Source organism: Mucilaginibacter sp. UYNi724 (assembly GCF_054057495.1).
Genome location: NZ_JBSRZI010000007.1, coordinates 15,008 through 40,944 on the forward strand (window position 1 = coordinate 15,008; position 25,937 = coordinate 40,944).

General features: G+C 43.9%; 29 protein-coding genes. 14 read left to right on the forward strand and 15 right to left on the reverse strand.

The features are described 5' to 3' along the window. Positions 1 to 265: 265 nt before the first annotated feature. Positions 266 to 1,249: a glycoside hydrolase family 43 protein gene (locus ACVW0P_RS11670; RefSeq protein ID WP_457132249.1), complete on the reverse strand. Its 984-nt coding sequence runs from the start codon at positions 1,247 to 1,249 to the stop codon at positions 266 to 268. A gap of 4 nt (positions 1,250 to 1,253) precedes the next feature. Then, a complete protein-coding gene (locus tag ACVW0P_RS11675; RefSeq protein ID WP_457132250.1) occupies positions 1,254 to 1,997 on the reverse strand; it encodes a YdcF family protein in 744 nt (247 codons plus the stop codon). 271 nt (positions 1,998 to 2,268) lie between these two features. Between ACVW0P_RS11675 and ACVW0P_RS11680 the strand changes: the two genes are divergently transcribed. Together ACVW0P_RS11680 and ACVW0P_RS11685 are read left to right on the forward strand one after the other, a co-directional pair. Continuing rightward, entirely contained in the window at positions 2,269 to 2,415 is a 147-nt protein-coding gene (locus tag ACVW0P_RS11680; RefSeq protein WP_457132251.1) for a hypothetical protein, read from the forward strand. A 474-nt stretch (positions 2,416 to 2,889) separates the two neighbouring features. Then, positions 2,890 to 3,561 carry a response regulator transcription factor gene (locus ACVW0P_RS11685; protein WP_457132252.1) on the forward strand — a complete coding sequence of 224 codons (672 nt, stop codon included), beginning with the start codon at positions 2,890 to 2,892 and terminating at the stop codon, positions 3,559 to 3,561. Positions 3,562 to 3,909: 348 nt separating this feature from the next. Here ACVW0P_RS11685 and ACVW0P_RS11690 read toward each other — a convergent pair whose 3' ends face one another. From ACVW0P_RS11690 to ACVW0P_RS11705, 4 genes are all read right to left on the reverse strand, one after another. Further along, positions 3,910 to 4,539 carry a gluconate 2-dehydrogenase subunit 3 family protein gene (locus tag ACVW0P_RS11690; protein ID WP_457132253.1) on the reverse strand — a complete coding sequence of 210 codons (630 nt, stop codon included), beginning with the start codon at positions 4,537 to 4,539 and terminating at the stop codon, positions 3,910 to 3,912. Between the two features lie 6 nt (positions 4,540 to 4,545). Continuing rightward, complete coding sequence (locus tag ACVW0P_RS11695; RefSeq protein ID WP_457132254.1) at positions 4,546 to 6,282, reverse strand: GMC oxidoreductase; 1,737 nt, start codon at positions 6,280 to 6,282, stop codon at positions 4,546 to 4,548. Between the two features lie 43 nt (positions 6,283 to 6,325). Next, entirely contained in the window at positions 6,326 to 6,985 is a 660-nt protein-coding gene (locus ACVW0P_RS11700) for a 3-keto-disaccharide hydrolase (RefSeq protein ID WP_354426912.1), read from the reverse strand. Positions 6,986 to 7,128: 143 nt separating this feature from the next. Beyond that, on the reverse strand, positions 7,129 to 8,121 hold the full coding sequence (locus ACVW0P_RS11705) for a hypothetical protein (RefSeq protein WP_457132255.1): 993 nt from the start codon (positions 8,119 to 8,121) through the stop codon (positions 7,129 to 7,131). A 169-nt stretch (positions 8,122 to 8,290) separates the two neighbouring features. Here ACVW0P_RS11705 and ACVW0P_RS11710 point away from each other — a divergent pair, with 169 nt between their 5' ends. Further along, positions 8,291 to 9,538, forward strand: coding sequence for a DEAD/DEAH box helicase (locus ACVW0P_RS11710; RefSeq protein WP_457132256.1), 1,248 nt, complete (start codon positions 8,291 to 8,293; stop codon positions 9,536 to 9,538). A gap of 82 nt (positions 9,539 to 9,620) precedes the next feature. Further along, on the forward strand, positions 9,621 to 10,505 hold the full coding sequence (locus ACVW0P_RS11715; RefSeq protein ID WP_354426909.1) for a TIM barrel protein: 885 nt from the start codon (positions 9,621 to 9,623) through the stop codon (positions 10,503 to 10,505). 115 nt (positions 10,506 to 10,620) lie between these two features. On the opposite strand, the gene ACVW0P_RS11720 is transcribed toward ACVW0P_RS11715, so the two are convergent. Both ACVW0P_RS11720 and ACVW0P_RS11725 read right to left on the reverse strand, forming a co-directional pair. Further along, on the reverse strand, positions 10,621 to 11,196 hold the full coding sequence (locus ACVW0P_RS11720) for a pentapeptide repeat-containing protein (protein WP_457132257.1): 576 nt from the start codon (positions 11,194 to 11,196) through the stop codon (positions 10,621 to 10,623). Between the two features lie 374 nt (positions 11,197 to 11,570). After that, a complete protein-coding gene (locus ACVW0P_RS11725) occupies positions 11,571 to 12,434 on the reverse strand; it encodes an alpha/beta fold hydrolase (RefSeq protein WP_457132258.1) in 864 nt (287 codons plus the stop codon). 96 nt (positions 12,435 to 12,530) lie between these two features. Here ACVW0P_RS11725 and ACVW0P_RS11730 point away from each other — a divergent pair, with 96 nt between their 5' ends. Both ACVW0P_RS11730 and ACVW0P_RS11735 read left to right on the forward strand, forming a co-directional pair. Next, a complete protein-coding gene (locus ACVW0P_RS11730) occupies positions 12,531 to 13,682 on the forward strand; it encodes an alpha/beta hydrolase fold domain-containing protein (protein WP_457132259.1) in 1,152 nt (383 codons plus the stop codon). 100 nt (positions 13,683 to 13,782) lie between these two features. After that, on the forward strand, positions 13,783 to 15,609 hold the full coding sequence (locus tag ACVW0P_RS11735) for a PAS domain S-box protein (protein ID WP_457132260.1): 1,827 nt from the start codon (positions 13,783 to 13,785) through the stop codon (positions 15,607 to 15,609). On the opposite strand, the gene ACVW0P_RS11740 is transcribed toward ACVW0P_RS11735, so the two are convergent. The 3 genes from ACVW0P_RS11740 to ACVW0P_RS11750 are packed head-to-tail and all read right to left on the reverse strand — an operon-like array spanning position 15,594 to position 17,887. Further along, positions 15,594 to 16,370, reverse strand: coding sequence for a molybdopterin-dependent oxidoreductase (locus ACVW0P_RS11740; protein WP_457132261.1), 777 nt, complete (start codon positions 16,368 to 16,370; stop codon positions 15,594 to 15,596). The genes ACVW0P_RS11735 and ACVW0P_RS11740 overlap by 16 nt on opposite strands. Then, complete coding sequence (locus ACVW0P_RS11745) at positions 16,360 to 17,055, reverse strand: cytochrome b/b6 domain-containing protein (RefSeq protein WP_457132262.1); 696 nt, start codon at positions 17,053 to 17,055, stop codon at positions 16,360 to 16,362. The genes ACVW0P_RS11740 and ACVW0P_RS11745 overlap by 11 nt, the downstream gene beginning before the upstream one ends. A 37-nt stretch (positions 17,056 to 17,092) precedes the next feature. Further along, positions 17,093 to 17,887, reverse strand: coding sequence for a DUF1223 domain-containing protein (locus tag ACVW0P_RS11750; RefSeq protein ID WP_457132263.1), 795 nt, complete (start codon positions 17,885 to 17,887; stop codon positions 17,093 to 17,095). A 156-nt stretch (positions 17,888 to 18,043) separates the two neighbouring features. On the opposite strand from ACVW0P_RS11750, the gene ACVW0P_RS11755 reads away from it, so the two are divergent. The 5 genes from ACVW0P_RS11755 (at position 18,044) to ACVW0P_RS11775 (ending at position 20,461) form a co-directional block, all read left to right on the forward strand. Beyond that, a complete protein-coding gene (locus ACVW0P_RS11755) occupies positions 18,044 to 18,631 on the forward strand; it encodes a sigma-70 family RNA polymerase sigma factor (RefSeq protein WP_457132264.1) in 588 nt (195 codons plus the stop codon). Beyond that, the gene (locus tag ACVW0P_RS11760; protein WP_457132265.1) at positions 18,607 to 18,909 is read left to right on the forward strand and encodes a zf-HC2 domain-containing protein; all 303 of its coding nucleotides are present in this window, start codon (positions 18,607 to 18,609) and stop codon (positions 18,907 to 18,909) included. The genes ACVW0P_RS11755 and ACVW0P_RS11760 overlap by 25 nt, the downstream gene beginning before the upstream one ends. A 61-nt stretch (positions 18,910 to 18,970) precedes the next feature. Then, positions 18,971 to 19,228, forward strand: a complete 258-nt coding sequence (locus ACVW0P_RS11765) for a hypothetical protein (protein ID WP_457132266.1) — start codon at positions 18,971 to 18,973, stop codon at positions 19,226 to 19,228. Positions 19,229 to 19,304: 76 nt separating this feature from the next. Continuing rightward, on the forward strand, positions 19,305 to 19,883 hold the full coding sequence (locus tag ACVW0P_RS11770; RefSeq protein WP_457132267.1) for a peroxiredoxin-like family protein: 579 nt from the start codon (positions 19,305 to 19,307) through the stop codon (positions 19,881 to 19,883). A gap of 68 nt (positions 19,884 to 19,951) precedes the next feature. Continuing rightward, positions 19,952 to 20,461 carry a hypothetical protein gene (locus ACVW0P_RS11775; RefSeq protein ID WP_457132268.1) on the forward strand — a complete coding sequence of 170 codons (510 nt, stop codon included), beginning with the start codon at positions 19,952 to 19,954 and terminating at the stop codon, positions 20,459 to 20,461. A 196-nt stretch (positions 20,462 to 20,657) separates the two neighbouring features. On the opposite strand, the gene ACVW0P_RS11780 is transcribed toward ACVW0P_RS11775, so the two are convergent. Genes ACVW0P_RS11780 through modA form a run of 3 tightly spaced genes read right to left on the reverse strand, consistent with a single transcriptional unit; the run spans position 20,658 to position 22,678 of the window. After that, positions 20,658 to 21,275 (reverse strand): ATP-binding cassette domain-containing protein, encoded by a 618-nt coding sequence (locus ACVW0P_RS11780; RefSeq protein ID WP_457132269.1) that lies wholly within the window; start codon positions 21,273 to 21,275, stop codon positions 20,658 to 20,660. Further along, positions 21,272 to 21,943, reverse strand: coding sequence for a molybdate ABC transporter permease subunit (gene modB / locus ACVW0P_RS11785; RefSeq protein ID WP_457132270.1), 672 nt, complete (start codon positions 21,941 to 21,943; stop codon positions 21,272 to 21,274). Before modB ends, ACVW0P_RS11780 begins: the two co-directional genes overlap by 4 nt. Positions 21,944 to 21,946: 3 nt before the next feature. Then, positions 21,947 to 22,678, reverse strand: a complete 732-nt coding sequence (modA, locus tag ACVW0P_RS11790; RefSeq protein WP_457132271.1) for a molybdate ABC transporter substrate-binding protein — start codon at positions 22,676 to 22,678, stop codon at positions 21,947 to 21,949. On the opposite strand from modA, the gene ACVW0P_RS11795 reads away from it, so the two are divergent. Genes ACVW0P_RS11795 through ACVW0P_RS11805 form a run of 3 tightly spaced genes read left to right on the forward strand, consistent with a single transcriptional unit; the run spans position 22,668 to position 24,962 of the window. After that, entirely contained in the window at positions 22,668 to 22,814 is a 147-nt protein-coding gene (locus tag ACVW0P_RS11795) for a hypothetical protein (protein ID WP_457132272.1), read from the forward strand. The two genes, modA and ACVW0P_RS11795, sit on opposite strands and share 11 nt — an antisense overlap. 29 nt (positions 22,815 to 22,843) lie before the next feature. Then, positions 22,844 to 24,082, forward strand: coding sequence for a glycoside hydrolase family 5 protein (locus ACVW0P_RS11800; RefSeq protein WP_457132273.1), 1,239 nt, complete (start codon positions 22,844 to 22,846; stop codon positions 24,080 to 24,082). A 13-nt stretch (positions 24,083 to 24,095) separates the two neighbouring features. Beyond that, on the forward strand, positions 24,096 to 24,962 hold the full coding sequence (locus tag ACVW0P_RS11805) for a 3-keto-disaccharide hydrolase (protein WP_457132274.1): 867 nt from the start codon (positions 24,096 to 24,098) through the stop codon (positions 24,960 to 24,962). 6 nt (positions 24,963 to 24,968) lie between these two features. On the opposite strand, the gene ACVW0P_RS11810 is transcribed toward ACVW0P_RS11805, so the two are convergent. Next, positions 24,969 to 25,874, reverse strand: a complete 906-nt coding sequence (locus ACVW0P_RS11810; protein ID WP_457132275.1) for a prohibitin family protein — start codon at positions 25,872 to 25,874, stop codon at positions 24,969 to 24,971. Positions 25,875 to 25,937 lie beyond the last annotated feature (63 nt).

Consider the following 25,937-nt stretch of genomic DNA (forward strand, 5'->3'; position numbering starts at 1 on the left):
GTGCCCGTGTCTCATAGTGAGACAGAGTGGGACAGGGTGAGACAGTGAGACAGAATGGGACAGTGACCCATCTAACCCGTCCTGAAAAAAGTTTACACTTTTGGTTGTTAATACTGTTGTTGATTGTCAGTCTAAGCTTGTCGAAGACCTCTGCACTTTACCAATGGGTTGCCATGCCCAAAATGCTAAATGCTTTCCTTCATCATTCAGCCTTCAAAATTCATTATTCGATATTAACGCCGCCTATGTGTAACGATAATCAATCTTACCTTATCCTATTAGCACTCACCCCCTCATTAGTCATCTTAACTGGTTTGATCAATCCGTCCTTATCAAAGATCATTTTATCGATACAGGTTACGCGGTGGTTGCCATCTGTTTCGGTAAGGGGGCGTCGGTGGTAAATAATGTACCATTCATCTTTGCCCGGCACTTGTACCACCGAGTGGTGGCCTGCTCCAGTAGCTATTGCAGGGTCTTGCTTTAATACCACGCCAATTTTTTTGAAGGGGCCGTTTATGCTGTTACTTACGGCGTAAGCTACCTGGTAATCGGGGCCTGTCCAGCCTCCTTCGCTCCACATAAAGTAATATTTGCCCTTACGAATAAACATAATTGGGCCTTCTACGTAACCCTGCGGGGTAATCTCTTTAAAGATCTTGCCATCGGCAGCAGGCTCAACACCGGTAAAATCACTTTTTAGCTTCGCGATGTTGCAATGGCCCCATCCGCCATATATAATGTAGTACTGGCCGTCGGTATCTTTAAATACAAACTGGTCTATAGGCTGCGCGCCATTCACTATCTTATCAATAAGTGGTTTGCCTAAATAATCCTTAAAAGGGCCTTCAGGCTTATCGGCCACAGCCACGCCAATGCCACCGTATTCTTTATCGCTTTGGATATCATTAGCCCCGAAGAAGAAATAATATTTGCCGCCTTTTTGCACAATGGCAGGTGCCCACATTGCGCGTTTAGCCCATTTTACGTTTGATGAATCGAGCACGTTATCGTGCTTGGTCCAGTTCACCAGATCGGGCGAGGAAAAAGCATCAAAATGCACCTGTTTGTTATACTTGTCAGAGTACGTAGGGTAAACCCAGTACTGCTTGCCAAAAATAGTAGCTTCGGGGTCGGCGTACCAGCCCTGGGCTATGGGGTTGCCAGATGTTTTCTTAATAGATTTTTGCGCGTATGCCGCCTGCAATATAAACGCAGGGAGCAATAATAGTATAATAGATTTTCTCATAAGCTTATTTAAACACGGCCACAATATAGCCAACCATTTCCCTAATCCGGGTGTTCCATTTGCCCATAGCCTCTGTACCGGGCACAAAATCGGTAGGCATCACAGTGCCATAATTGATAATATAATCAGAAGGGTATGGTACAACATCCAGGCCCGCCTTTTTATAGATAAACATTGCCCTGCGCATATGGTAAGCGGATGTTATTAACAAATATGGGGGCTTTAACCCTGCCTTTTGTATTAACTTCTTGGAGAACGCAGCATTCTCCATGGTATTGCGCGCTTTGCCATCTAACAGTACCAGGCTATCGGCAATATTTAATTTTTTAAGCTCCTGCCCAACAAATTTCGCCTCGCTGAAGCCGTCGGGATTAAGATCCGAATTACCGCCGCTAAAAAGCAGGTGCGTGGCGGTGCCTTTTTCAAGTAATTTTACCGCGGTGTAGTAACGGTCGGCAGCGCCGTTAAAATGTCCTTCACCTTTTTTATCTTCAGATACAAAACCACCCAAAAATATAGCCGCGCTGTAGGTTTTTGCAGGCGCATCATAAGCTTCGATATCCCAAATGTTTGCCACTAAATTAGCCGTAAACCTGTTGCCAAAAAACCAGAATATCGCGATAGCAAAAATTAAAGCCTTACGCTTGCTGGTTTTATTTTTTGCGAATAATACGTAAAGTAGCAGGCAAAACACCCAGGTGAAGGGCAAAATAAATACGTAAAGTAGTTTAGAAAGGGCGTAAACCATTTGCAATTAATGTAAGCGCAAATTAATTTAATTTTTTTGAAAGCCGCATGTAACCCGTTTTATTATATATGCGTCTAACCAGATGTGATGGTGATGGCCCGAGATATTTAAGTATATCCGGGCTTTTTTATGCTTTAAAATCCTTAAGTGCATTATGCTGCTTACGTGTGTAAATACCAGATATGTGGTATCGTGAGCGGGATATTATTCCTGTTAATTAGTGGTGTTAAAACCTAAAAAATAAATAATCACTCACTAAATTTTAAGCACAATGAAAAAGATCTTTACTATCGCATTCATCATCCTGGCCGGTTTTGCTACAAAATCACACGCGCAGGGTTTTAAACTTGGTTTAGGCCTTGAGGGCGCTTTGCCATTAGGCTGGTTAAAAAATTATTATATGTTGGTGGAGGTTTAACCATTCGTGGTGCCTTCAGTATTGACGATGCAAGCGCTGTAACCATTACAACGGGCGCTATTGCCTTTATCCCTAAAGACCTTTCTAACGTAGGTATTGACACAAAAGCACAATTAAACATCCCGGTTAAAGCCGGTTTTAAATACAACGTTGGGGGCCCGGTTTATGTTATCGCCGAGGCTGGTGCAACCATTATAAGATCGTGCTATAGCGATGCTAACGGCGACCTGCAATCAATAGGCAGCACGCATTTTACCTATGCGCCGGGTGTTGGTGTTAACCCGGGTGGTTTGGATGCCAGCATAAGGTACGAGGGTTACCAGGGCCAGGGCTTTATGGGCTTACGCGTCGGCTTCAACTTCTAAAATAAATAGCTGTTAAGCAAAACAAAAAATCAACAATTAATAAGGCCGCTCATTTATCGGGCGGCTTTATTAATTTATACTTATTTTTAGTGGAGATAATTTGTCCACTATGCGTAAAATACCTGTAGCTGTTGTTGATGATAAGCAATTACTTCGCGAAGCTTTATTAAACAATATCTCGTACTATACCGAGATAGATGTAGTGCTGCAGGCCTGCAATGGCGCTAACTTTTTAGATGCATTAAAAGGCCTTAGCCCCGAACAACTGCCGCAGGTTGTGTTGATGGATATCGAAATGCCTGTAATGGATGGGATCGAGGCCGTAACCATAGCCAAAGACCGGTACCCGGCTATGCATTTTTTAATGCTCACCGTTTTTGATGACGACGATAAACTTTTCGAGGCGATCAAAGCAGGGGCAAGCGGATATTTACTTAAGGACGAAAAGGTATCTAACATTGTAAAAGCCATAGCCGAAATTGTGCACGAAGGCGGTGTGCCGATGTCGCCACGAATAGCGCGTAAAGCCCTGGCCATGCTACGGAACAAACCAGATGTGATAGAAGAGCCCAAACCCGAAATTGACCACACCCTCTCCACCCGCGAAATGGAGATCCTGAACCGTATTGTCGACGGGCTAAATTACCAGGAAATAGGCGAGCGGTTATTCATCAGCCCCCACACGGTACGAAAACACATTGCCAATATTTACGATAAACTGCACGTAAGCAATAAGGCATCTGCCATAAAATTCGCTACCGGTAAAAAGTGGTTTAGTTAAGAAGGTTGCGTACCTACGGCACGCAAGATTTTTATCCGTAGATCTCTACAAAGCGTTAGCTCCTAATGGAGCATTTTTTGTATAGACATGTCAACTTTAAAGTATTCACAACTCTATCATAGATTTTAGGGTTATTGCTTCATGAAGGTCAGGTAAAGAACTTTTTTCTTCGCTTTCCAATTTTGCGAATAAGCAAGATTGTTATGCCTCTTTGAGGCTACCGCTTTGTAGCAAAGCAAGTAAATATATTTTGCTCCGTAGGAGCTACCCTAACAAAAAAGGAATTAAAAGACAAAGCGGCAACCTTATGCAGATTGCCGCTTTGATTTATCTTATTTAACGCTAAAACTATACTTTAATATTTTCCATGCCGTACTGCCTCAGCACATCGGCGGGTACGCCCACCCATTTGTTGGGGGTGTTACCTACGTAACCAATATCCTTAGTGCCCATTTCACTGCTCCAGAAACCGGAAGCTGTAAGGTCGCGCATGCGGTTAAAAAAGGCCACGCCCTGCGCCATTTCTGGTTTTGCTTTAGCCGGGTAGGCTATCTCATCCAATATCTGTGTTTTTTGGGTACTGCTGCATTTAATAAATGTGTTGCTATACCGGTTTAAACATTGCAGGTCCAGCCATTTTAAACCGCCACGCATAGGCAGTTTATGGCTTGGGATGTCCTTTACAATAAACTCTATAAACTCGGGCACCTTGGCATCTGATGCGCTGCCCGAATGGGCATCCTTAGGGATAATGATATCGGCAAGCATGGTGATGGTAGCCATTTCGTGGTCATCAAAATACTTTTCGTCCTTTAATTTGTTTTCCCGTTCTACTTCATATGCCTGCCTGCCGGGTACAGCTTCTGCTTTGGCGTTTGCATTTACGGTTTTTTTATCGCCGGGCTTACAGCCACCCAGGAATAAACTGGTTGATATTGTTCCTAAACCTATTGCTTTGAGGGAGTCGCGTCTGTTCATGATGCCTTATACATTAAGTTTTTTACGTTCCTGAATTATATACTCTGCGGTGCGCATGCTTAGGGCCAATATGGTCCAGGTAGCATTTTTATCGCCCTGCTGCACAAATGGCGCGGCATCAACCACAAAAAGGTTTTTACAATCGTGCGCCTGGCACCATTTGTTCAGTGCCGATTTTTTTGGGTCGTCGCCCATACGTACGGTGCCAACTTCGTGGATGATCTTGCCCGGTGCTTCTAAACCGTAGTTAGTATCTTTGCCCTGCATGGTACCATAAATAGCGCCCATGTTGTGCAATACTTCCTCAAAGGTTTCCTGCATATGTTTGGCCTGGTTTATCTCGTCGTTAGTCCATTTGTAATTGAAACGCAGCACCGGGATGCCGTATTTATCAACCACCCCGTTAGGGTCAATCTCGCAATAATTATCGGCACGGGCTATGGCAGTACCACGGCCGGCCATGCCAACCTGTGTGCCGTAAAAACGGCGGTAGTCATCCTTTAAGCCTGCGCCATAACCGCCGCCATCTTTCTTTTTACCATCGCGGCCCGGCACAGCGCCGTTCATGTCTTGTATTCCACCACCAAAACCGTACGATGGCATGTGCATGCCGCCGCCATATTCGATGTGGTAACCACGCGGGAAGTCCAGTTTTTTGTTATCTAACCACCAGGGCGAATAGATGTGTACACTGCCCACGCCATCTTCGTTATAACGTTTACGGTCCATCAGCTGCGGAAGGAAACCACCCGCGCCTGATCCGGTAGAATCATGCAGGTATTTGCCCACTACCCCACTGCTGTTTGCCAGGCCACCCGGGTGTGCTGCCGATTTTGAGTTTAAAAGTATCCGTGCCGATTCGCCCGCGCTTGCACCAAGTATCACTGTTTTGGCGTTTACCTGGTATTCCTGCAAATCATCCTTATTTACGTATGATACGCCGGTTGCAACACCATCCTTATTAGTAATAACCTCGCGCACCATGGCGTTTGTAATTACTTTTAAGTTGCCGGTTTTCATGGCCGGGATAACCAAACATGATGATGCCGAAAAATCGCCGTAAACCTTACAGGCACGGCCACATTGCCCGCAAAAAAAACATGCGCCACGGTCTTTATTGTTTGGAAGCGCTTCGGTTAGTACCGAACCACGGCCCGTAATGACTTTTACGCCTGCTTTGCTTGCGCCCTGTTTAATAAAAAGCTCATTTAAACGTGGTTTTGGCGGCGGCAGGAAAATGCCATCGGGTTCGCTTTCTATATTTTCTACCGTGCCGTAAATGCCTATCATACGGTCAACCTTATCGTAGTAAGGCTTAAGCTCGTCATAGGTTATAGGCCATGGGTCGGTAAGGCCATCTTTTGGTTTAAAATCTTCGGGGCCCATCCGTAACGAGATCCTTCCCCAGTGATTGGTACGGCCACCCAGCATGCGCGAACGAAACCAGGCAAATTCGGTACCATCTTTTTGGGTGTAAGGTTCGCCCTCCAGTTCCCAGCCGCCGTAGGCGGCATCAAAATCGCCAAAGGGGCGGGTGGTGCCCGCGCCGCGGCGTGCAGATTCCCATGCCCATTTTAACTGGTGCGAATCTGTTTTGGGGTCGAAGTAGGCACCTGCTTCCAGCATTAAAACCTTAATACCTGCATTTGCCAAAACGTAGCCGGCCATACCGCCGCCCGCGCCCGAGCCCACAACCACTACATCGTAGGTTTCGGTTGTTTTCTTGATCTGTATCTCTTCCATTAATATACTATATGTCGAACTATAAAATATTTGCGTTGATGATCTACAGTTGTTTCAGCGTGATGTTCTTAAATGCTACGTCCGCGCCGTGAGATTGTAAAGCGATGCGGCCTTTTGGGTAAGCTGCAAAGTCTTTCCAGGTTTTAAACTTGCTGTTGTTCAGCATTTCGGTCCATTCGGGGCCGCCTATCTGTACATCAACAGTTTGTTTACCATTAAGCCAAAAAGTCAGGTGGCCTTTATCTTTACGGATCTTGGCCGTGTTCCACTGACCTGCAGGTTTCGCTGCATCAGCAGGGGCTGCCTTTAAATCGTATAACGAACCTGCAAGGTGGCTCGGCTTTTTATTGTCTTCGGCTTTTACGTTATCTAATACCTGCATCTCGATACCCGAAAGGTAGGTAGCGCCTAAAGCAGGGTCTTCGTGAACGCCAAAAATAATACCGCTGTTACCGCCTTCTGCAATTTTCCAGTCAACAGAAAGTTCATAATTTTCGTACTCGCCATCGGTTACCAAATCGGCTGAATGCGGTGCTTTAGGGTCAAACTGCAAAGCGCCGTCAACAACGCTCCATGGGCCTGCGTCTTTTTGCAAATAAGCATGCCAGCCTGTGGTTGTTTTGCCATCAAATAACTTGGTTTGTGCCATAGTGGTGTACTGTAACGCTGCAATAGCAAGCGTGCTCAAGATCAATTTTTTCATTAGATGTTTTTTTAGCAGCGTAGGGGCGCTACGTGTAAATTTTAGAAAGCTAAATGTAGGATTTATTTTTATTGATGCTATATCAACGTAAACATCAATCAAAAATTTTACAGATGCAGAAGGAGTAAGGGGGCCATTAGTGCCTAATCCTTATGAAACAGGAAGTTCAACCCCGATGCTATGCCGAACTGCACATAAGCGTAGCTATCCTCAAAGTAGATGTTATAATCGTCCTGCCCGCGGTAACCGCCGCCCACCATAAACGATACATTTTGCATAAATGGAAATTGGTAGTAATATTTAAGCCCGGCGTTGAACCGCTTCTTTAAATTGAGCGCGCCGTAGCCATTGTACTTATCAGCTATATAAGTAAAATCGAACTGGATGCGCTGCCAATTTTTAAAGTCGGTTTTTTTTGGATCGATGTCGTCCTGGTATTTTTTGGCTATATTATATATATAGCCGCCATTTACGCGCACAAATCCGTAACGCCCGGGCAAGCCTACTGCTGTACCCGACTGGCCGAATAATCCGCGGTGGACCTCTACACCCAACGTGCTATAATGGTTATCAATGGTATTTGCCTTATCTATCCGTTTACCAATAGTATAGTTTGCCGAAAGGAAATCAGTACTAAACTTGCCGCTATCGCGGTTAAACCCGCCATCAGGTTTAAGTGTTGGCCCGCGAATGCCGTTGGAGTGGTGGGTGTATGATAATTGTAAAAACTGCGGTTTGTAAGGGTCGCGGTTTAGCCTGTAGTATAAATTACCGCTGGGCATATAGCTTGGCGATTTCACAGGCTCGCCGTTTGCTTTTAGTAACCGAAGTTTCACCCTTGTAGAAATATCAAAAAAGAAACGCGACTTAGCGCTGTTTAACATTACAAAGTGCGCGTTAATATCGCCCACCAGCATGGTTTTTACAGGCTGGAAAAGCTCCTGCCCAAAAAAGGATGGCTTTAAATTTTGTATGTAAATATTATTGAACGCGCGGTTAACCATACGATCGGCAACCTTGCCGGTATCTATAGGGCTAACTATTGTAGTATCGACAGCAGAGGCATAAGTCTTGCCCGATGTTGCCACAAATAGGAATAAAAAAAAGAAGAGCGCTTTAGTAAAGTGTTTAAACATATATCAACGAAAACTAATAAATGATTTACTTAGAAAATAGTTTTTCTTAATAGCAATTTAGAGTGCGGTTTATAAGGTTTCAAAAATACATGATACCACATCATAATAAAGTAAACATGCATAAAACAACAAAATTGCTTACCTTGCATGCTCATCTTTAATAATATAAGTGACTTTTCAGGATTTTAATTTCAACGAACAGCTTTTAGAAGGCGTTTTGAGCATGGGGTACACTACTCCAACCCCTATCCAGTCAATGGCCATCCCGGCTATTTTAAATGGCGACGACCTTATAGCCTGCGCACAAACAGGCACCGGCAAAACAGCATCATATTTGCTGCCGGTTCTAAATTATATATGTAACACGCATAAGCACCATACAACTGCCCTTATACTTGCCCCAACGCGCGAGCTTGCCCAGCAGATAGACCAGCAGGTAGAAGGCCTTGCCTATTTTACGGGCGTAAGCTCGCAGGCGATTTTTGGTGGTGGCGACGGTATGGCTTACGAGCAGCAACGCCGTGGCATACAAAATAACGTGAACATCATTATAGCCACCCCGGGCAGGCTTATTGCCCACCTTACATCAGGCGTGTTAAAGTTTAATGATATTACGCATTTGGTATTAGACGAGGCCGACCGCATGCTCGATATGGGGTTCTCTGATGATATTATGCGTATTATAGGTTATCTGCCTAAAAAACGCCAAACGCTTTTGTTCTCGGCTACCATGCCGGGCAGGATCCGTACGCTGGCCAAGGCTATTTTGACAGATCCGCAGCAAATAAACATTGCCATATCGCAACCTGCGGCAGGTATCGACCAGCAGATCTACAAGTTGCATGACGGGCAGAAAACGCCTTTGTTAAAAATGCTTTTGAAAGATGGTGGCTACTTAAGCTCAATCATTTTTGCATCCCGTAAGGAAATTGTAAAATCGCTTTATAAAGAGTTGAAGTCGGCCCATATTAGTGTGGCCGCTTTTCACTCAGACCTTCAACAGAACGAGCGCGAAGAGATTCTGCTAAAATTCAAGAACAAGCAATTGCCTGTAATAATTGGTACCGATGCACTATCGCGCGGTATTGATGTGGAGGGTATTGACCTGGTGGTGAACTACGACGTGCCCGGCGACCCCGAAGATTATGTACACCGTATTGGCCGTACCGCACGCGCCGCATCTAAAGGTACAGCGATAACTTTCGTGAATAACCGCGACCTTAAACGTTTAAAAAGCATTGAGGACCTGATAGAGAGACCGATCGCTCTTAAAGAACTGCCTGAAGTGTTGCAAAGTATTGAGGCGCCGCCACGGGAAGATCGCCCCCATGGTTCTGCATCCGGCCAGCGCAGGGACGGTCAACGCAACCCAAAACGCTTTGGTAATAAGAAACCACCGCGCCCGGCTTCAAATTAAACCTTTTAAAAAATAGCTGGTCTATTTGTTTTGTATAGTCAATGCGTTACATTTACACAAACCAAATTAAACAAACCAGATAATGACATCAAGACGTTCGTTCCTGAAAAGCACCGCGGTGCTTTCGGCCGGCCTGCTATTGGCACCAGAATTATATGCAGCCCATAAAAAGAGATATGTGGGCGTACAGCTTTACACCGTGCGCGATGCAATGGCTAAAGACCCAATTGCTACACTTGCCAAAGTTGCTAAAGTAGGCTTTAACTCGGTTGAAGGTGCTACCTACACCGGTACGCAAAAATTCTACGGAATGGAGCCTGCCGAATTTAAAAAGGTATTGGGCGACAACGGCCTTATTATGCCAAGCGGGCACTTTATGCTGGGCGAAGGTATGCCAACCGCTAAAGGCACCATAAGCAACGAATGGCAAAAAGCTGTTGACGATGCTGCTGCTGTAGGCCTTAAATATATGGTTTGCGCATATTTGTTAGACAGCGAGCGCGGCACACTTGATCATTATAAAGAAACTGCCGAAAAATTGAATAAAGCAGGCGAAATAGCTAAAAAAGCAGGCATCCAGCTTTGTTACCATAACCACGATTTTGAATTTGCATCGCAGGATGGTAAATACCCGTACGATGTATTGCTGAACACCACCGATGCCGACCTGGTAAAAATGGAGATGGATATTTATTGGATGTACAAAGCCAAGCAAGACCCTATTGCCATGTTTAAAAAACACCCGGGCCGTTTCCCGTTATGGCACGTAAAGGATATGGATAAAACGCCAAAACAAATGTTTACCGAAGTAGGTAACGGTGTTATCCCTTTCAAAACCATTTTCCCGCATGCTAAAAAGGCTGGCTTAAAATACTTTTTCAACGAGCAGGATATTTGCCCCGGCGATCCGTTCGTGAGTATCACCCAAAGCTACAACTACATAAAGGCGAATAAATTTCACGTTTAGTAAGAGAAGAAAGACAATAAGAGTCAAGATATAAGAAAAAGCCCGGTTGCGTAAGCAGCCGGGCTTTTTTATGTTCATTTTCCCGCGCGTTTTTCTCCACGGGTTTTATTTATTCTTACACCACTTTTATCCCATATTTGGTCAATAGCCCTTCCAGCCCCGCCATGGCGAAAACCGCTTTTTTGAGGTTGTTCAATTCAGGGTCCAGGATGATGTTGTAGGAGGTTGCGAAATTTACAGCCGAAAGATCGCTGCGGTTAAAAACGGTTTCGAGCAGGTCGCATTCGTCAAAAACGGAACCGTTTAAATTGGTTTGGGTGAAGCTTACTTCTTTTAATGACGAGCGTTTAAATTTGGTCTTCACCATTTTTTTACCCGCGAAGGAAGCATAATCTAAAATACAATTATCAAACCCAACGCCGAACAAAAAATCTTCGCTTTTGCTGAAGTTTACGCCCATTATTTTACACCCTTTAAATGCGATATCGTTAAGGGTTGAGGAGTCAAATTGCATCATAGACAGGTTGCATTCCTCGAAAGTGCAATCCAAAAACTTGTTGCGGCCAAAGTTGCTGTTGCTAAAATCGCAGTTGCGGAACGTACAGCTTTGAAACTCTTTATGGTTTACAACAGCGCCGGTAAGCACCATTTTATCGAAGGCTTTATCGTCGTAATGTGGTTGGGTAAACATGGGTTAAAGGTAAGGTTTTGGTGAAATTGAATGAGTTGAAACCGTCCAAAAATTCTCCACAACGTTAGTGTGGAGTGAGAGGAAATAATACAGATTAAAAATTGTCAGCCTGAGCTTGTCGAAGACATAAGCACGCAAAGGCTTTACACCATGACAACCGCGTAGTTCTACTCACCCTGCGACACTACGTGCGCGATCCTCTCTGCTGCGCAAAGAGGGTGAGAAGAAAAACCAGTTCTTAAATCCTCTTTCCGCGCAGCGAAGAGAGGGTGATCGAGCGAAGCAATGACCGGCTGAGTAAGATCACGAATGGACAGGCCAACTACTGCTTATTGTCCTTCCTGTTATGATCATACAGGCTCTCCATACCATTCTTACAAAACCCTATTCACCTGCCCCGCCAAATCAGCAATCACCTCTGCCGATTTAATAATGCGCTCGTGCCCGGCACCGCTGTAGCTTTTGGTTTTAATGGAGGGATGGGCTTTTAAAAATGTTTGCAGGTAGGCATTGGGCAGCATGGCATCCTGCTCGTCATAGGCCAGCCAATGGTTTAGCGTGTCGTCAAACTTATACAATTTCTGCATGGCATATTCTGACGGGTAAACACCATAGCGAGAATTAAAATCGTCAAGGAAAGCTTGCTGCGCAGCATCCGGTACACCAACCGCTGTCATGCTCCTCATAAAGTTCTCCTGCAATAAAATGAACGGCGCGATGCTGATAAGCAGTTTTGGGGTAATACCCAGATCCGTTAATGCTGATACATTAGCCATCGTTCCAAAGGAATGGCCGATAGCGATATCCGGTTCGCCTGTTTTGGCAATCACAGCTTTAACCGCATTGGCAAATAGTAAAAGGTTAGACAGGTCGCCATCTGAACTGCCGTTTGCAGGCGCATCAAACGCTACGATCTGCAAGGCTGGGTTTTCCTTTAAGGCGATTATCATGCCATCAAAATCGGCCGCTTTTGAACCCCAGCCGTGGCTTAGTAAAACGCTGGTATCACCATTACCCCATTTAAAGCCATTTACCTGTAATTGCTTATGGGTAAAATATGGATCGTCGACAACCACGCTAAACTTTTCGGCTTCGCTCATAAGCTGTTCCTGCTGTAAGCGCAAGGGCATTTTTGGCGGGTAGCAGATCAGCTGCCATAGTATGGTATTAAGTTCTTCGGGTTTATTTTCGGCTATCAGGAGTTTAACGTCCTGTATAATTTGCTTCAATTTTTTCATATGGTAGATAGCTACTCAAAGCTATAAATTAAAATAGAGCCGATAGTGGTAAATTATATAAGTTTACACTATATCTAACAAGCCGGATTTACGTATATGAAGCAAATATTGAAAATTGTGGGTGTTATTGTGCCGGTATTGGTTGTGTTACTTTTGCTTGCTTCATTGTTAACGGTGTTTAAAGCCCCAACCTATCATTTATGGTTGCTGGCCATAGCCGTGACCGAATTCCCGCTGATATTTATTGGGATAACAAGCGTGCTGTTAATTGCCTGCGTTTGGGTAGAAAAGTATCAGTCGGTTTCTACTGTTGCAGGATTATTGGCGCTGATGCTGTTTGTATCGCCCATTATCAGGGCATACATGGTGGCATCATCGCTTAAGCAAAACTTTAATACCGCATTCGGGCCGGGCAGCACCATCATCAAAAGGGATAATGACCAAAGCCCGTTCAGCTTTTTTAAACTGTTTAGTACTGCCGATAACTCTGTCGTAAACAATACATTAACGTATAGCGATAATTTAACGCTCGACTATTACCCCGCGCAATTTGGAGGTAAAAGGCCTTGCATAATTGTAGTACACGGGGGCTCATGGAGCAGCGGCGATAGCAGGCAACTGCCCGAACTGAATACTTATTTAGCAAAGGCCGGGTACAATGTGGCGTCTATCAATTACCGGCTTGCGCCAAAATACGAGGCACCACTGGCCATTGACGATGTTGGGCAGGCGTTTACTTATCTGCGACAAAATGCAGATAAGCTGAACATCGATACCGATAATTTTGTGCTTTTAGGCCGCTCTGCAGGGGCACAAATTGCCCTCTTATCGGCTTATAACCGCCCTCAAAACGGCCTGAAAGGTGTCGTTAATTTTTATGGGCCGGCAGATATGGTTTGGGGGTATTCGAAACCGGCAAGCAAGCTGGTGATGGACTCGCGCGGGGTGATGGAGCGTTACCTGGGCGGTACTTATAAAGCCATGCCCGGTAAATACCTCGCCAGTTCGCCAATTGAATTTGTAACCAAAGCGACTTTACCAACGCTTACTATACATGGCGGCAACGATGTGCTGGTATCGCCAATACACAGCCAAAAATTGGATGTCAAACTTACCCAAAACGGTGTAATGCATTACAACCTTGTTTTGCCATGGGCCACCCACGGGTTCGATTATAACCTGAACGGCCCGGGCGGGCAACTATCTACCTATGTGGTAGAACGGTTTATAAACACCGTTTGCAAGTAAACGATATTTAATTTATTAATTTATTTTGTTCATTTATTTTGCCTTTTACTTAAAAATACCAGTATAACTTTTATTTTTACAATAAGAGATTTGCTAACCAATGAATAATTTTAATATTCTTTTTTATTCGGCCCCTAATCCGATGTGGGTATTTGACATCATTACCTTGCAAATATTGGAGGTGAATAATGCTGCCGTTACTGCTTATGGTTATAGCAAACAACAATTTCTAAGTAAAACAATAAAAGATCTTCGGCCCCCGGAAGATATGCAACTTGTAGAGAGAATAATTTCGGAGATAAAAACGGATCAAACATACTTTCGGGAATTTAGGCACCAGGATAGCTGCGGCAGGACATTCGATGTAGAAATCATGTCGTATGCTATGATTTTCGATGAAAGGCAGGTAAGGCTTGTTGTTACTCAAAACATCGAGGAGAAAAAGGCGATAGCCGGCCAGCTAAAATTTACACAGCACAAGTTGAGCCGTATGCTCGAAACTACCAGCATTGGTTTTTTCCAGGTAGACCATAACTCGATAGTAACCTACTGGAACCGCGCTGCCGAAGGATTAATAGGATATAACCGTAAGTACGTTTTGGGTAAAAATTTATGGGATGTTTTCCCCGAAGTCGTTGATACGGATTTTTATTCCAGGTATCAGCAAGCAATAAAAGAGCGCCGGAACGAAGAGTTTATTTCTTATTTCTGGCCTATTCAAAAATGGTTTACTGTAATTATATACTATGTTGAAGAAGGTGTAATTATACACTTCAGGGATATAACCGAAAGTAAAATTTACGAAGAACAGCTACTGGACAAAATTGTGAGATTAAAAGAAGTATCTCATTTAAATTCGCATTATCTGCGCAAACCTGTTGCCAGTTTACTTGGTTTAGCCGACCTGATTACTAACGCATTAATTAGCAATGACGAATTTAAAATGGCTGCCGGCTACATCAAAGAATGCAGCCTTGAACTTGACGCAGTTTTACGTAAGGTAAATAACAAGGTAAATAATGAATTGGAACCAGTTGCCTACGAGGAGATCAGAAACTTCTCTTTAAATAAAGCATTAGGGCAGGTGATTGCAGAGGTGCAAAAGCAATTCACTGTGCATACCATTGTTTTAAACAGCAAAGAAAACGTTACTTGTTATGGCAACGAGCATAGTATTGCAGTGGCAGTAAAACAACTATTATACAATGCCATAAATTTTTCACCTTCTGCAAACAGGGTCGAGGTTTGCCTTGAGGTGGTGAGTAAAAATGCAATCGTATCTGTACGGGATTTTGGTATAGGGATAGATAGCCAAACCCTTAATCGCATTTTTATGAGTTTTATTAACAAAAGCGTTGCTGAAGAATTAGGGACAGGTTTAAGTAAAGTGTCAGATGTAGCTTTAAGGCACAATGGAAACGTATGGGTAGAAAGTAAGCCCGGTAAAGGTGCAACATTTAGCATGCGGCTCCCTATGTCTAACATTGGCGTTTACAAGCAAATTGGAAACACAAACTTCTCTGATTACCAAGGGGCCGGTATGTTGGTAACATATGATGAGCCGTTAGCCTGTATCGTATCTGAGTGGGAGGGTTTTCACAGTTTACACACCATAAAAACCGGATGCCTTAAGTTGTTGAACTTTGTTGTAGATAAACAGGCCAAATTAATCTTAAACGATAACATAAAAGTAATAGGTACCTGGAACGATGCTGTAGAATGGGTTGCTAATGAATTTTTTCCAATGCTGCAAAATGCGGGTGTCACTCATATAGCCTGGGTTTATTCGTCAAGTACGTTTAGCAGGCTCTCGGCAGATATGACCATAGCTAACCTTAATGGCAATATCGTAGTTGAAACATTTGAAGACAGTGCTATTGCAAAACAATGGTTGCACAAAATGAGTAAGACCTACAATCCTGAATAATAATCATAGCCAACTTCTGCCCAATAATCTGGCGGGCGCTGGTTGCTGAAGGTAATAGTGCCGATGCGTTTAAGGTTTTTGATGCCGTACTTTACCGGGATAATGAGGCGCAGCGGTTCGCCATGTTTTGGCATAAGGGGTTGGTTGTTCATTTCATATGCCAATAGGGTTTGCGGGTGCAGGGCGCTTGGCATATCAATCCCTACATAATATTTCTTATCCGGCGTGGCCATGCCTACGTATTCCAGTTGGGTTTGGTCGGTAAGCTTAAAGTGTTCTATAAAATCGGTGAACTTTACACCACCCCAGTGCGAGATCTGGTCCCAGCCTTCCACGCATTTAAAATCGTAGATGATTTCAGTTTTTGGGAGCGATTTGATCTCATCTAAGGTGATCTTCATCACCTCGCCCGATTGCTTTTTTACCTGTAGCATCCACCCGTCTACATCTATGGCATCTTTTATACCAACGCCGCTATTGTAGCGCACCACTTTTGCCGCCCGCTCTTTTGGGTAGGTTTTAACCAGATTGTTATTGCTAAACACCCTGCGGAAGGCAAGCTCTGTTTTATTTAAAGCCCTGCGCAATGGCGCTTTTGCCCCGGCAGTAGCCGTACGCATTTCTTTAGGCGAATTTTTAAGCCAGTTCCAGCCACCGTAGGCCGCGCCCGACATGACTGCGAACGTACCGAACGAAATGAACGTACGCCTGTTTATTTTCTGCTCGGTAGTGAGCGGCTTTTTTGGCTTTTTACTTTTCATTGCTTACGGTCGGTTTAATAATATGTTTTGGCTGATCGTTTACTACCTCGAAACCGGTAACAACCGATTGAAAGTTTCGCCACCCGGCAAGCACCACCTGAACCACATGGATGATAAAGAAAAACACGTAGCCAATGGTGAGCACAAAATGTTCTATCCGCGCGGCATGATAGCCGCCGCAAAGCCAGGTGATGGTGCTAAACTGTACGGGTTTGTAAATAGCCAGCCCGGTTATCAGCGAGCCGAACCCCATTAAAATAATAGCGGTATAGGCTATCCGCTGCGCGGCATTATATTTTTTTTGAGGCGGCGCCATCTTGCGGATATGCAGATCGTGAAGCAATACCAGCCACGCCTCTTTAAACGAATTGCGCTTGGGAACCAACTCCCGCCACTGGCCGGAGATTATAGTGTACAGCACATATACCACACCGTTAATGGCAAAGAACCACATAAATAGAAAGTGGAAAGCCATGCCCTCTGCCAAACGGCCGGGTATGTTAAGCGCGTCGTTAAACCATTTGGGGAAGAACCTGAAAAACGTTTGACCAAAAAAGCCAAATGTATAAGTATCGTTAGCCCAGTAAATGAGCATACCGCTCCAGATCATAATGGTGAGGATCGGGAAGTTTACCCAATGTGTCCACCGCATGGCTAAAGAATGTTTCTCTTTTATCGCTTTCATTATCTATATAAAAATAGCATTAAATATTGATGCCGAATTAATTACTTGCAGTAACCGTTTGCGGAAACGCCAAACGGGTTGCAGCAGATATTTGGCCTGTCTGCATGTTCTGTATAAACCCGATCAGCTCCCAGCCTTGTGCCGAAAAATTCTTTGGTAAGGCAATGCTGGCCTCGCCGGTTTTAATGTTCCCTATCGGGATAGTTTGTAATTTGTTTACGATCTGGATGTGTTGCAGCGTACGGCCACCGTTCTCGCCGCTTTTAACAACCGAAGTGGCATTCTTTTGTACCAAGGCCAACACCAAAGCCGAGTTGGCTGATGCGCCTTCGGTATCGTATTTTACCGTCGCCTTATCTTTACCGGCCGTTAATCCCGTTAGGGTAATTTGTGTTTTTGAAGTACTCGCCAAACTTGTGCGGATGGCGTTACGCAAGGTGCCTTGTGCCGAGCCTACAAATTCGGTGCGGCCGTTTACAATGGCCTGAGGCGTATAAACGCCGCTTAGTTTTAGCCAGCCTGCATAAGTGCTTTGGCGTTTACTAAAGTCGGCACTGCTAAAAATATCTTTCCAACCAAGGCGGTTCCAGTAATCTACGTGGTAGGCCAATATATAAACGGGTTTGCCGGCAGTCTCCTTTTGTACACGGGCAACTAATTCATCTGCTGATGGGCAACTGGAGCAGCCTTCGGAAGTAAATAGTTCTACTACCGCGAAGCCTTTATCGTCGCCTTTGGTAACAATGGGTTTGCCTGGTTTTGCAAAGCTTGCGAACAGCAACCCTGCAATGGCAATGCAACTAATAGCGCTAAATATTTTTATCTTTTTCATGGATGGATGCGTTTTTATGGGCTTAGTCGGTACGCCGATCAAATCCTTACAAATAATATTACATTTATAAATGCGCCTTGTTTATATACGTAAGGTACGGCAAATAAATTTTGTAAGGATATTGATGAAATACCGACTAACATGACAGATTTATAAATGGACATGACAGAACAAGGGCCAGATACCCACCAGCTCGACCCGCATAATTGGGTAAAAAACCACGCTGACTATTTATATAGGTACACCATTACCCGTGTAAGCGATGAAGAACAAGCCCGTGACCTGGTGCAGGAAACTTTTCTGTCGGCGTTGCAGGGCTTGGAGAAGTTTGCCGGCAAAAGCTCGGAACGGACGTGGTTAACAGCCATCCTGAAGAATAAAATTATAGATACCTACAGGAAAAAATCATCCGGCTTAAAAATGGCCGGGGTTGATAAGGCCGAGATCGAGCAACAAGATTTTTTTAATGCTGATGACGGTCACTGGACAAAAGAACATGCCCCGCAAAGCTTTGGGATAGACAGCGCGGATATACTAATGAACAAGGAGTTTAACCAGATCCTTAAACGGTGTATGAATAAACTGCCTTCGCTGTGGCTCTCCGTTTTTACCATGAAGCATATGGACGATGAGGCTACCGACTTTGTTTGCGCCGAGTTGAACATCAGCACATCAAACTATTGGGTAATTATTCACCGGGCAAAACTTAATCTGAGGGCATGCCTTCAAAAAAACTGGATGTAGATATGAACGATTTGAAAAGTATAATATACAACTGCAGGCAAGCCACTTTTTTAATAGAGAAGCGCATGCTGAGCAAACTAACCTTTAGGGAACGGATAGAATTACGCATACACCTTGCCGGGTGTGATGTGTGTACAAATTATGTTAAACAAAGCCAAAAGATAAACGATATGGTAAAACAGTTACTTAAAAGCAATACCAATACTGCTGTGCATTTAGATGAAAGTTTTAAGGAGGCCATGCAGGAGCAGATAGAAGATAAGCTAAATAAAAATTAAATTATTTGTAAGGTTAGTTTAATGGCCCCGACAAAGGGGTAAATTAAAAAACTAAAAACAAATGAAAACGTACAACAGAAATCAAAGGTCGGCCTTTTCGGCTATGCTGCTTACTGCAGTTGTTGCTTTATTTTTTAGCGTTAACGTGAATGCCCATTCGGTTAACCGCGCCATCAATCAAAACATTGCCGCTATTGATACCGGCAAAATGAAGATGAAGGAAGACAAAATGACGATGAAAAAGAAAAAAGCCGCCAAAATGGACAAAAAAATGGAAAACGATAAGATGAAAGAAGATAAGATGGGCAGTAAAATGTAATTAAGGTGTGTTTTGTGTATGAAAAGTTGGGGGAGCTAAAATCCCCCTTCTTTTTTTAAGAATAATTTAATCAGATATGAAAAAGTATATACTATTGGCGTTGGGGTTTATGTTTGCTGCACAGGTAATGGCGCAAACAGGTTTAAAAAAAGGCGATACCGCGCCACCATTTACAGCTAAAGATAATACCGGGAAAACGGTAGACCTGAAAGCATTGCTAAAATCAAACAAAGCGGTGGTGTTGTTTTTTTATCGCGGCCAATGGTGCCCGTATTGCAATAAGCAAATGCAGCACATTCAAGACTCGTTACAGTTGCTTACAGGCAAAGGCGCCTACGTAATTGGCGTAACACCCGAAACAGACGAGAACATTAAAACCACTGTTGCTAAAACCAAGGCAACGTATTCTATAGTGCAAGATAAAGGGTACAACATCATGAAAAGTTACGGCGTAAAATATGTGATGGAAGATGCCACGGTTAAAAAGTACCAGGGCTACGGTTTAGACATGACCAAAGCTAACGGCAATGCCGAAAACGTACTGCCGGTGCCTGCAACCTATGTAATAAACAGCGCGGGCAAAATAGAATTTGTCCATTTTGATAAGGATTATAGCAAGCGCGCATCTGTAAAAGATATTTTGGCTGTGCTTTAAACAAAGCAACTTATTTCTTAATTTGCCTTGGGTTGTGTAAGACGCCCGGGCATTTCTAGTTCGTGAACATGAAAAAACTATTGATACTACTTATACTATGTTCGGGTGCTGCCATGGCGCAGGAAAAAAATCAGCAGACACTCAAGTTTGCTATCGTGGGCGATGTGGTTAAAGAATCTGTGATCACTATGGATTCGCTGAAGCAATACACCATAAGCGCTATCGGGGATATAAAAGTAACCGACCATACCGGGGCGTTCAAGCACCAGGACGATGAGCTGAAAGGCATCCTACTGAAGGATGTATTATCGCACACAAGAATTAAAACAACCAGCCCTAAATTGCTGAGCCGTTTTTACTTTGTTTGCGCCGGCGCAGATGGTTACAAAGTGGTGTATTCCTGGAATGAATTATATAATACCGAAGTTGGCAACCATGTGTACATCATTATGGAGAAGAATGGTATCAAGGCGGATAAAATGCCCGAGAGTATGCAAATGACATCCGCCAACGATTTTAAAACCGGCCGCAGGTATTTGCATAATTTGGATAAGATCGTGGTGAGCCAAGTACAGTAGATAAGTGTTAAGTCAAAAGTTAAAAAAAAGGCTGTTGATAAAGCTTGGTTTAACATCATTGCCGTTGGCTTTAGCCAACGGATCAGAGCAGGAAGTAAATGGCTTTAGCCCAACTAAATTAACTGGTTAAACTAAAGCCACCCCTTGTTAACCTGCTATTCCGCCCCATAAATGGGCGGCAATTAAAGAAGTTTAATCAAGCTATCTCCAATTCATACTCACTAATGCCATCCAATTCCTGCGGGTTATGGCTTACGATGAGTGTTGTTGAGCCAAGTTCTGTAAACACGCCTTGTAGATCTTTTATCAATGCCGATTTCATTTTGATGTCGAGGGCAGAGAAGGGCTCATCCATCAGCAATAACTTTGGTTTGATAGCCAGCGCGCGAAGCATTGCCAGCCGCTGCTGCTGCCCGCCGGAAAGGTGATTCGGTTTATGGTTGGCAAAAGTTTCTAATCCGCCAATGGTTAAAAGGCGGTCTATCCATTGCGCGTCTTTAGTAGCGTATTCAAGATGTTCCTTTATCGTCATGTTCGGGAACAGCGCGTAATCCTGGAAAACGAAACCGATGTTTCTTTGCTGTGGCGATATATTTATCTTCTGCCCCGCATCAAACCAAATATTATTTACTGTTTTAATCGTGCCGATATCAGGTGTTATCAACCCCGCCAACATTTTTAAAAATGTAGTTTTCCCCGCGCCGGACGGGCCGGTGATACGTGTGATGCCGCCGGGTTTAAAGTCCTTCTTTATCCGCAGTACCCGCAAGCCGTTGTAGGCCTTCAGCTTTTTTTCGATGTTTACCGCTATCATTCTAAAGGGCTTTTTGCCTGGTATTTATTGTAAATAAAAACACTCAACACCATCACAAAGGTAATGGCAAACAAGATAAGCGAATAGTTATTGGCGGCGGTGTAATCCATCTGCTCTACTGAATCATAAACCGCGATAGATGCCACCCGCGTAACGCCGGGGATGTTGCCGCCTATCATCAGCACTACACCAAATTCGCCCAGGGTATGGGCAAAAGTTAAAACGGCTGCTGTTAGTAATGATGGTTTGATGTTGGGCAACAAAACGTATCTAAAAGTTTGCCACTGCGATTTACCCAGCGTATAAGATGCCTGCGCCAATGATGTTGGCAATTGCTGAAACGCCGATTTAACCGGGCTGATCATAAATGGCATACTGTAAATTACCGACGCCAGCACCAACCCTTGGAAAGAGAATACAAACTGCACATCAAACGTTTGTTGTAGCCAATGCCCCAACCCCCGCTGCGGACTAAAAGCCAGCAGCAAATAAAAGCCCAAAACAGAAGGCGGCAGCACCAAAGGCATGGTAATAATAGCTTCTATAATTATCTTGAATAACGAGCGCTTTTTTGAAAGCCACCAGGCCAGGGGCAAACCAATCAATAGCAATATCATGGTGGTGATAGCCGCTAATTTAAGGGTAAGCCAAATAGGTGACAGGTCCATACGTTATAGGGTGTGGTAACCGTAAGCTTCAAATATTTTTTTAGCTGCCGGGCTTAATATATACCGATAAAATTTTTCGGCAGATGATTTGTCCTTTGCGTTTTTGAGCACTACCATGGCCTGCTCGATCGGTTCGTAATCTTTCGGGCTCAGAGTTTTGTAATAAAGCGGCACTTTATTATTTGCATCTTTAATAAGGGCTAACGTGGTAAACCCAGCCTGCACAACACCTGTAGTGATATAGGTATTTACCTGCGTGATGCTTTCGCCAAAAACGATCTTTGGTTGCATTTTATCATAAATGCCGGCCTTGGTTAAAGCCTGCATGGCAGCTTTGCCGTAAGGCGCAATGGTCGGGTTACCAATGGCTATTTTTTTAATATTTTCATTCAGAAGTAACTTACTCCAATTGGTGAAGTCTAAATTTTGTGTGCTGCAAATGATAAGCACACCTTGCGCGTAAACCATGCTGTTTTTAATAGTGAACCCGTCCTTTTGCAAAGCCTCGGGAAACTGTCTGTCTGCCGACATAAATATATCATAAGGTGCACCATTGCGGATCTGGGTAGACAGGCTACCCGATGAACCGGAGATAACTTCTACATCTATTTTAGTGCGTGTTTTAAAATCGCGTTTTAAATCCTTCATTACCGGCTGTAGGTTGGCGGCAATAGCCACTGTTATTTTTTGCGCGTGCGCACCAACAATGGAATATCCCCAGAGAATGAAAAGCAACGAAAACGTTTTAGTGAATAGTTTCATCGGTGGCAATGTGTTGTTCCACAAAATACGCATTATTGCAACATCGGTACAAATGTTAAATGATAATCCAAATACCTTACATTTGTTTAGCGTTGGCCGCCAATTGTAAACGCTTTCTGTAAACCATCATCAACAAAAATGAAAAGAATTATCACCCTTTTGCTGGCTATTGCTGCCGGCATCTTTAATTCAAGCGCACAAGCCCCAAAGTTTATTACCGTTAAAGGAAAAGAAGTAATAGGCACCGATGGTACGCCCTTTTTGATGCGCGGTACAAACCTGGGTAACTGGCTGGTGCCCGAGGGTTATATGTTTAAGTTTAAAAAGGTTAATTCGCAACGTTTGATAAACGAGGCGTTAACCGAACTGGTTGGGCCGGAAGAAATGAAACTGTTTTGGCGAAATTTCCAGGACACCTACATCACCGAGGCGGATATCAAATTCCTAAAAGCCTCGGGTATGAACTCCATCCGCATCCCGTTCAACTATAAGCTTTTTACCTACGAAGATTATATGGGTCAGAACAACCCAAACCGCGGGTTCGAACTGCTGGACAGGGTGCTTGGCTGGTGTAAAAAGGCAAACCTGTATGTAATACTGGATATGCACTGCGCACCCGGCGGCCAAACCGGCGATAATATCGACGATGGTAACGGCTACCCGTTCCTGTTCACCAGCGCGTCAAGCCGTAAACTTACTGCTGATATCTGGCGCAAAATTGCAAATCATTACAAGAACGAAACCATTATTATGGGGTACGATCTGTTGAATGAACCCATAGCCCATTACTTTGATGTAAAGGCCATAAACCCACATTTAGAGCCAACTTATAAGCAAATAACCGAGGCAGTACGCTCGGTTGATAAAAACCACATTGTATTTATTGGCGGCGCGCAGTGGGACAGCAATTTCAAGATCTTCGGTAAGCCGTTCGACAGTAAGAGTGTGTACACCTTCCACAAATATTGGACGGAAGTTAAGCAAGACGTTATACAGGAATACATGGACTACCGCGACAAATACAATGTACCTATCTACGTTGGCGAAACCGGCGAGAACGAAGATGCATGGGTAAAAGATTTCCGCATCCTGTGCGAAAAGAACCGCATTGGCTGGCATTACTGGCCATACAAAAAGTTGGATAACTTAAAAGGCATTATCAGTTTTAATGTGCCCGATGGTTACGAAGATATCATCAACTATACCGAAAAGGATCGCGGCAGTTTCGAGAACATCCGTAAGGCAGCTCCCGCAGATCGTGAAAAGATATGCAAAGCCTTATGGGCATTTTTAGAGAACAGTAAATTTGTGAATTGCATCCCCAACAAAGGGTATATAGGGGCATTGGGGTTGAAGGTACCGGCTAAACAAAATTAATTAACATATATTTATGAGAAACTTTTTCACCTGCCTTATACTGTTATGCCTGTTAACGGGCACATCGTTTAAGCCTGCACCAGAATGGACCGCTCTTTTGGATAAAAACCTGTCGAGGTGGGAAACTTACCAAAGTTATTATCATAAACCTGGTTACAAAGGGCAGCAGCCGGTGGATGAGTATGGCAATCCGCTTAAACCCATTGGTTACAATGTAAACAAGAACAATGTTTTTTCGGTGGAAATGCAAAACGGCGAGCCGGTATTAAAAATAACCGGAGAGATATACGGCTGTATTTTTACCAAGCAAGATTTTAAGAACTATGATCTTAAACTAAAATTTAAATGGGGCGAAAAGAAATGGGTGCCCAGGCTGGATGATTACAAAGACTCGGGCTTATTATACCATTCGCAGGGCAAGTGTGGTGTAGAATATTTTCGTACATGGATGCTCAGCCAGGAGTTTCAGGTGGTAGAGAATAGCACCGGCGATTACTGGTCGCAATCTACATCTCAGGCGGACGCAAAAGCGGTAAAAGATTCCAGCTTTAAATTCAATAACCTGAATGGCAAATGGACACCGATAGGCGGTGGTACCGGCAACGGAAGTTTCTGCGAAGCAGGGGCCAAAATGGATAAGCATATGGGCGAATGGAACGAGATGGAACTTATTACCTATGGAGACAAAAGCTTGCACATTGTTAACGGCAAGGTGGTTATGGTGCTAAAAAATTCGCGGTTTAAAGATGGTGATGTTATGAAACCTTTAACACATGGTAAACTTCAGCTGCAAAGCGAAGCAGCCGAAGTTTATTATAAAAATATCATCATTAAGCCCATAACGGGGATACCGGCTAAGTACGCACAGTACTTTAAATAGGCTTACCTACTTGTCACTAATCATTACCGGTGTGCCTTTAACGCCGCCCATAATAATGATCTTGGTATTTGGCGAAAGGGCAATATCTTTTTGGGCTTTAATGCTTTCGTATTGTAGCTGCTTATCAGATAAACCGGTGGAAAGGATCTTCTGGTAATCTGCTATACCCTGGGCTTCCACGCGTTTACGGTCGGCTTCCTGGCGTTCTTTCTGCAGCACGAAGGTCATCTTCTGTGCTTCCTGCTCGGCATTGATTTTAGATTCGATACTTGCCTTCACAGATGCCGGCAACGAAATATTGCGCACCAGGATCTGTTGCAGGTCGAGGCCGCGTTTTTCAAAGCTAAGTGCTATGGTCGAGTTTATTTTATTTTGAAATTCCTGTCTTTTTATCGAGTACAGGTCAACCGCTGCATAGTTCACTGCGTTATCGCGTATGGCGGTGCGGGCTACCGTGCGTACAATTTTGTCCACGTAGTCCATGCCAATATTCTGCATAATAAAAGGAGCCTTGTTGGCATTTACTTTATAAAGCACGGTTAGGTCTATCGTAACCTCCAACCCGTCTGATGATAGCACGCGGATGGCGTCATCGCCCTGCACTTCGCCTTCGCTGTGCACGGCGCTCATGGTGTAGTTTTGGGTTTGGGTGTTAAAGGTGATTACATCAACCAGGGGGTTAATAACATGCAGGCCGCTTTCCAATACATCGTTTTGCACTTTACCAAACAGTACCTGTACGCCAACTTTACCGGGATCGATTACCTTAAAAACCGAAAATAGCAGGCTGATGCCTGCTATTGCTATACCTATAATGCTAATAATGCCGCCAAAGCGGTTAATAGGCTCAGCAGAACGTTTTATTGTTATACCTACAACAAGCACAACAATACCAACAATTATTAAAAACATCGTATGTTTTGGTTAGGGTTATTTTGTTTTTGTAGGTTAGATATGCGAATGGGTTTATTGTTA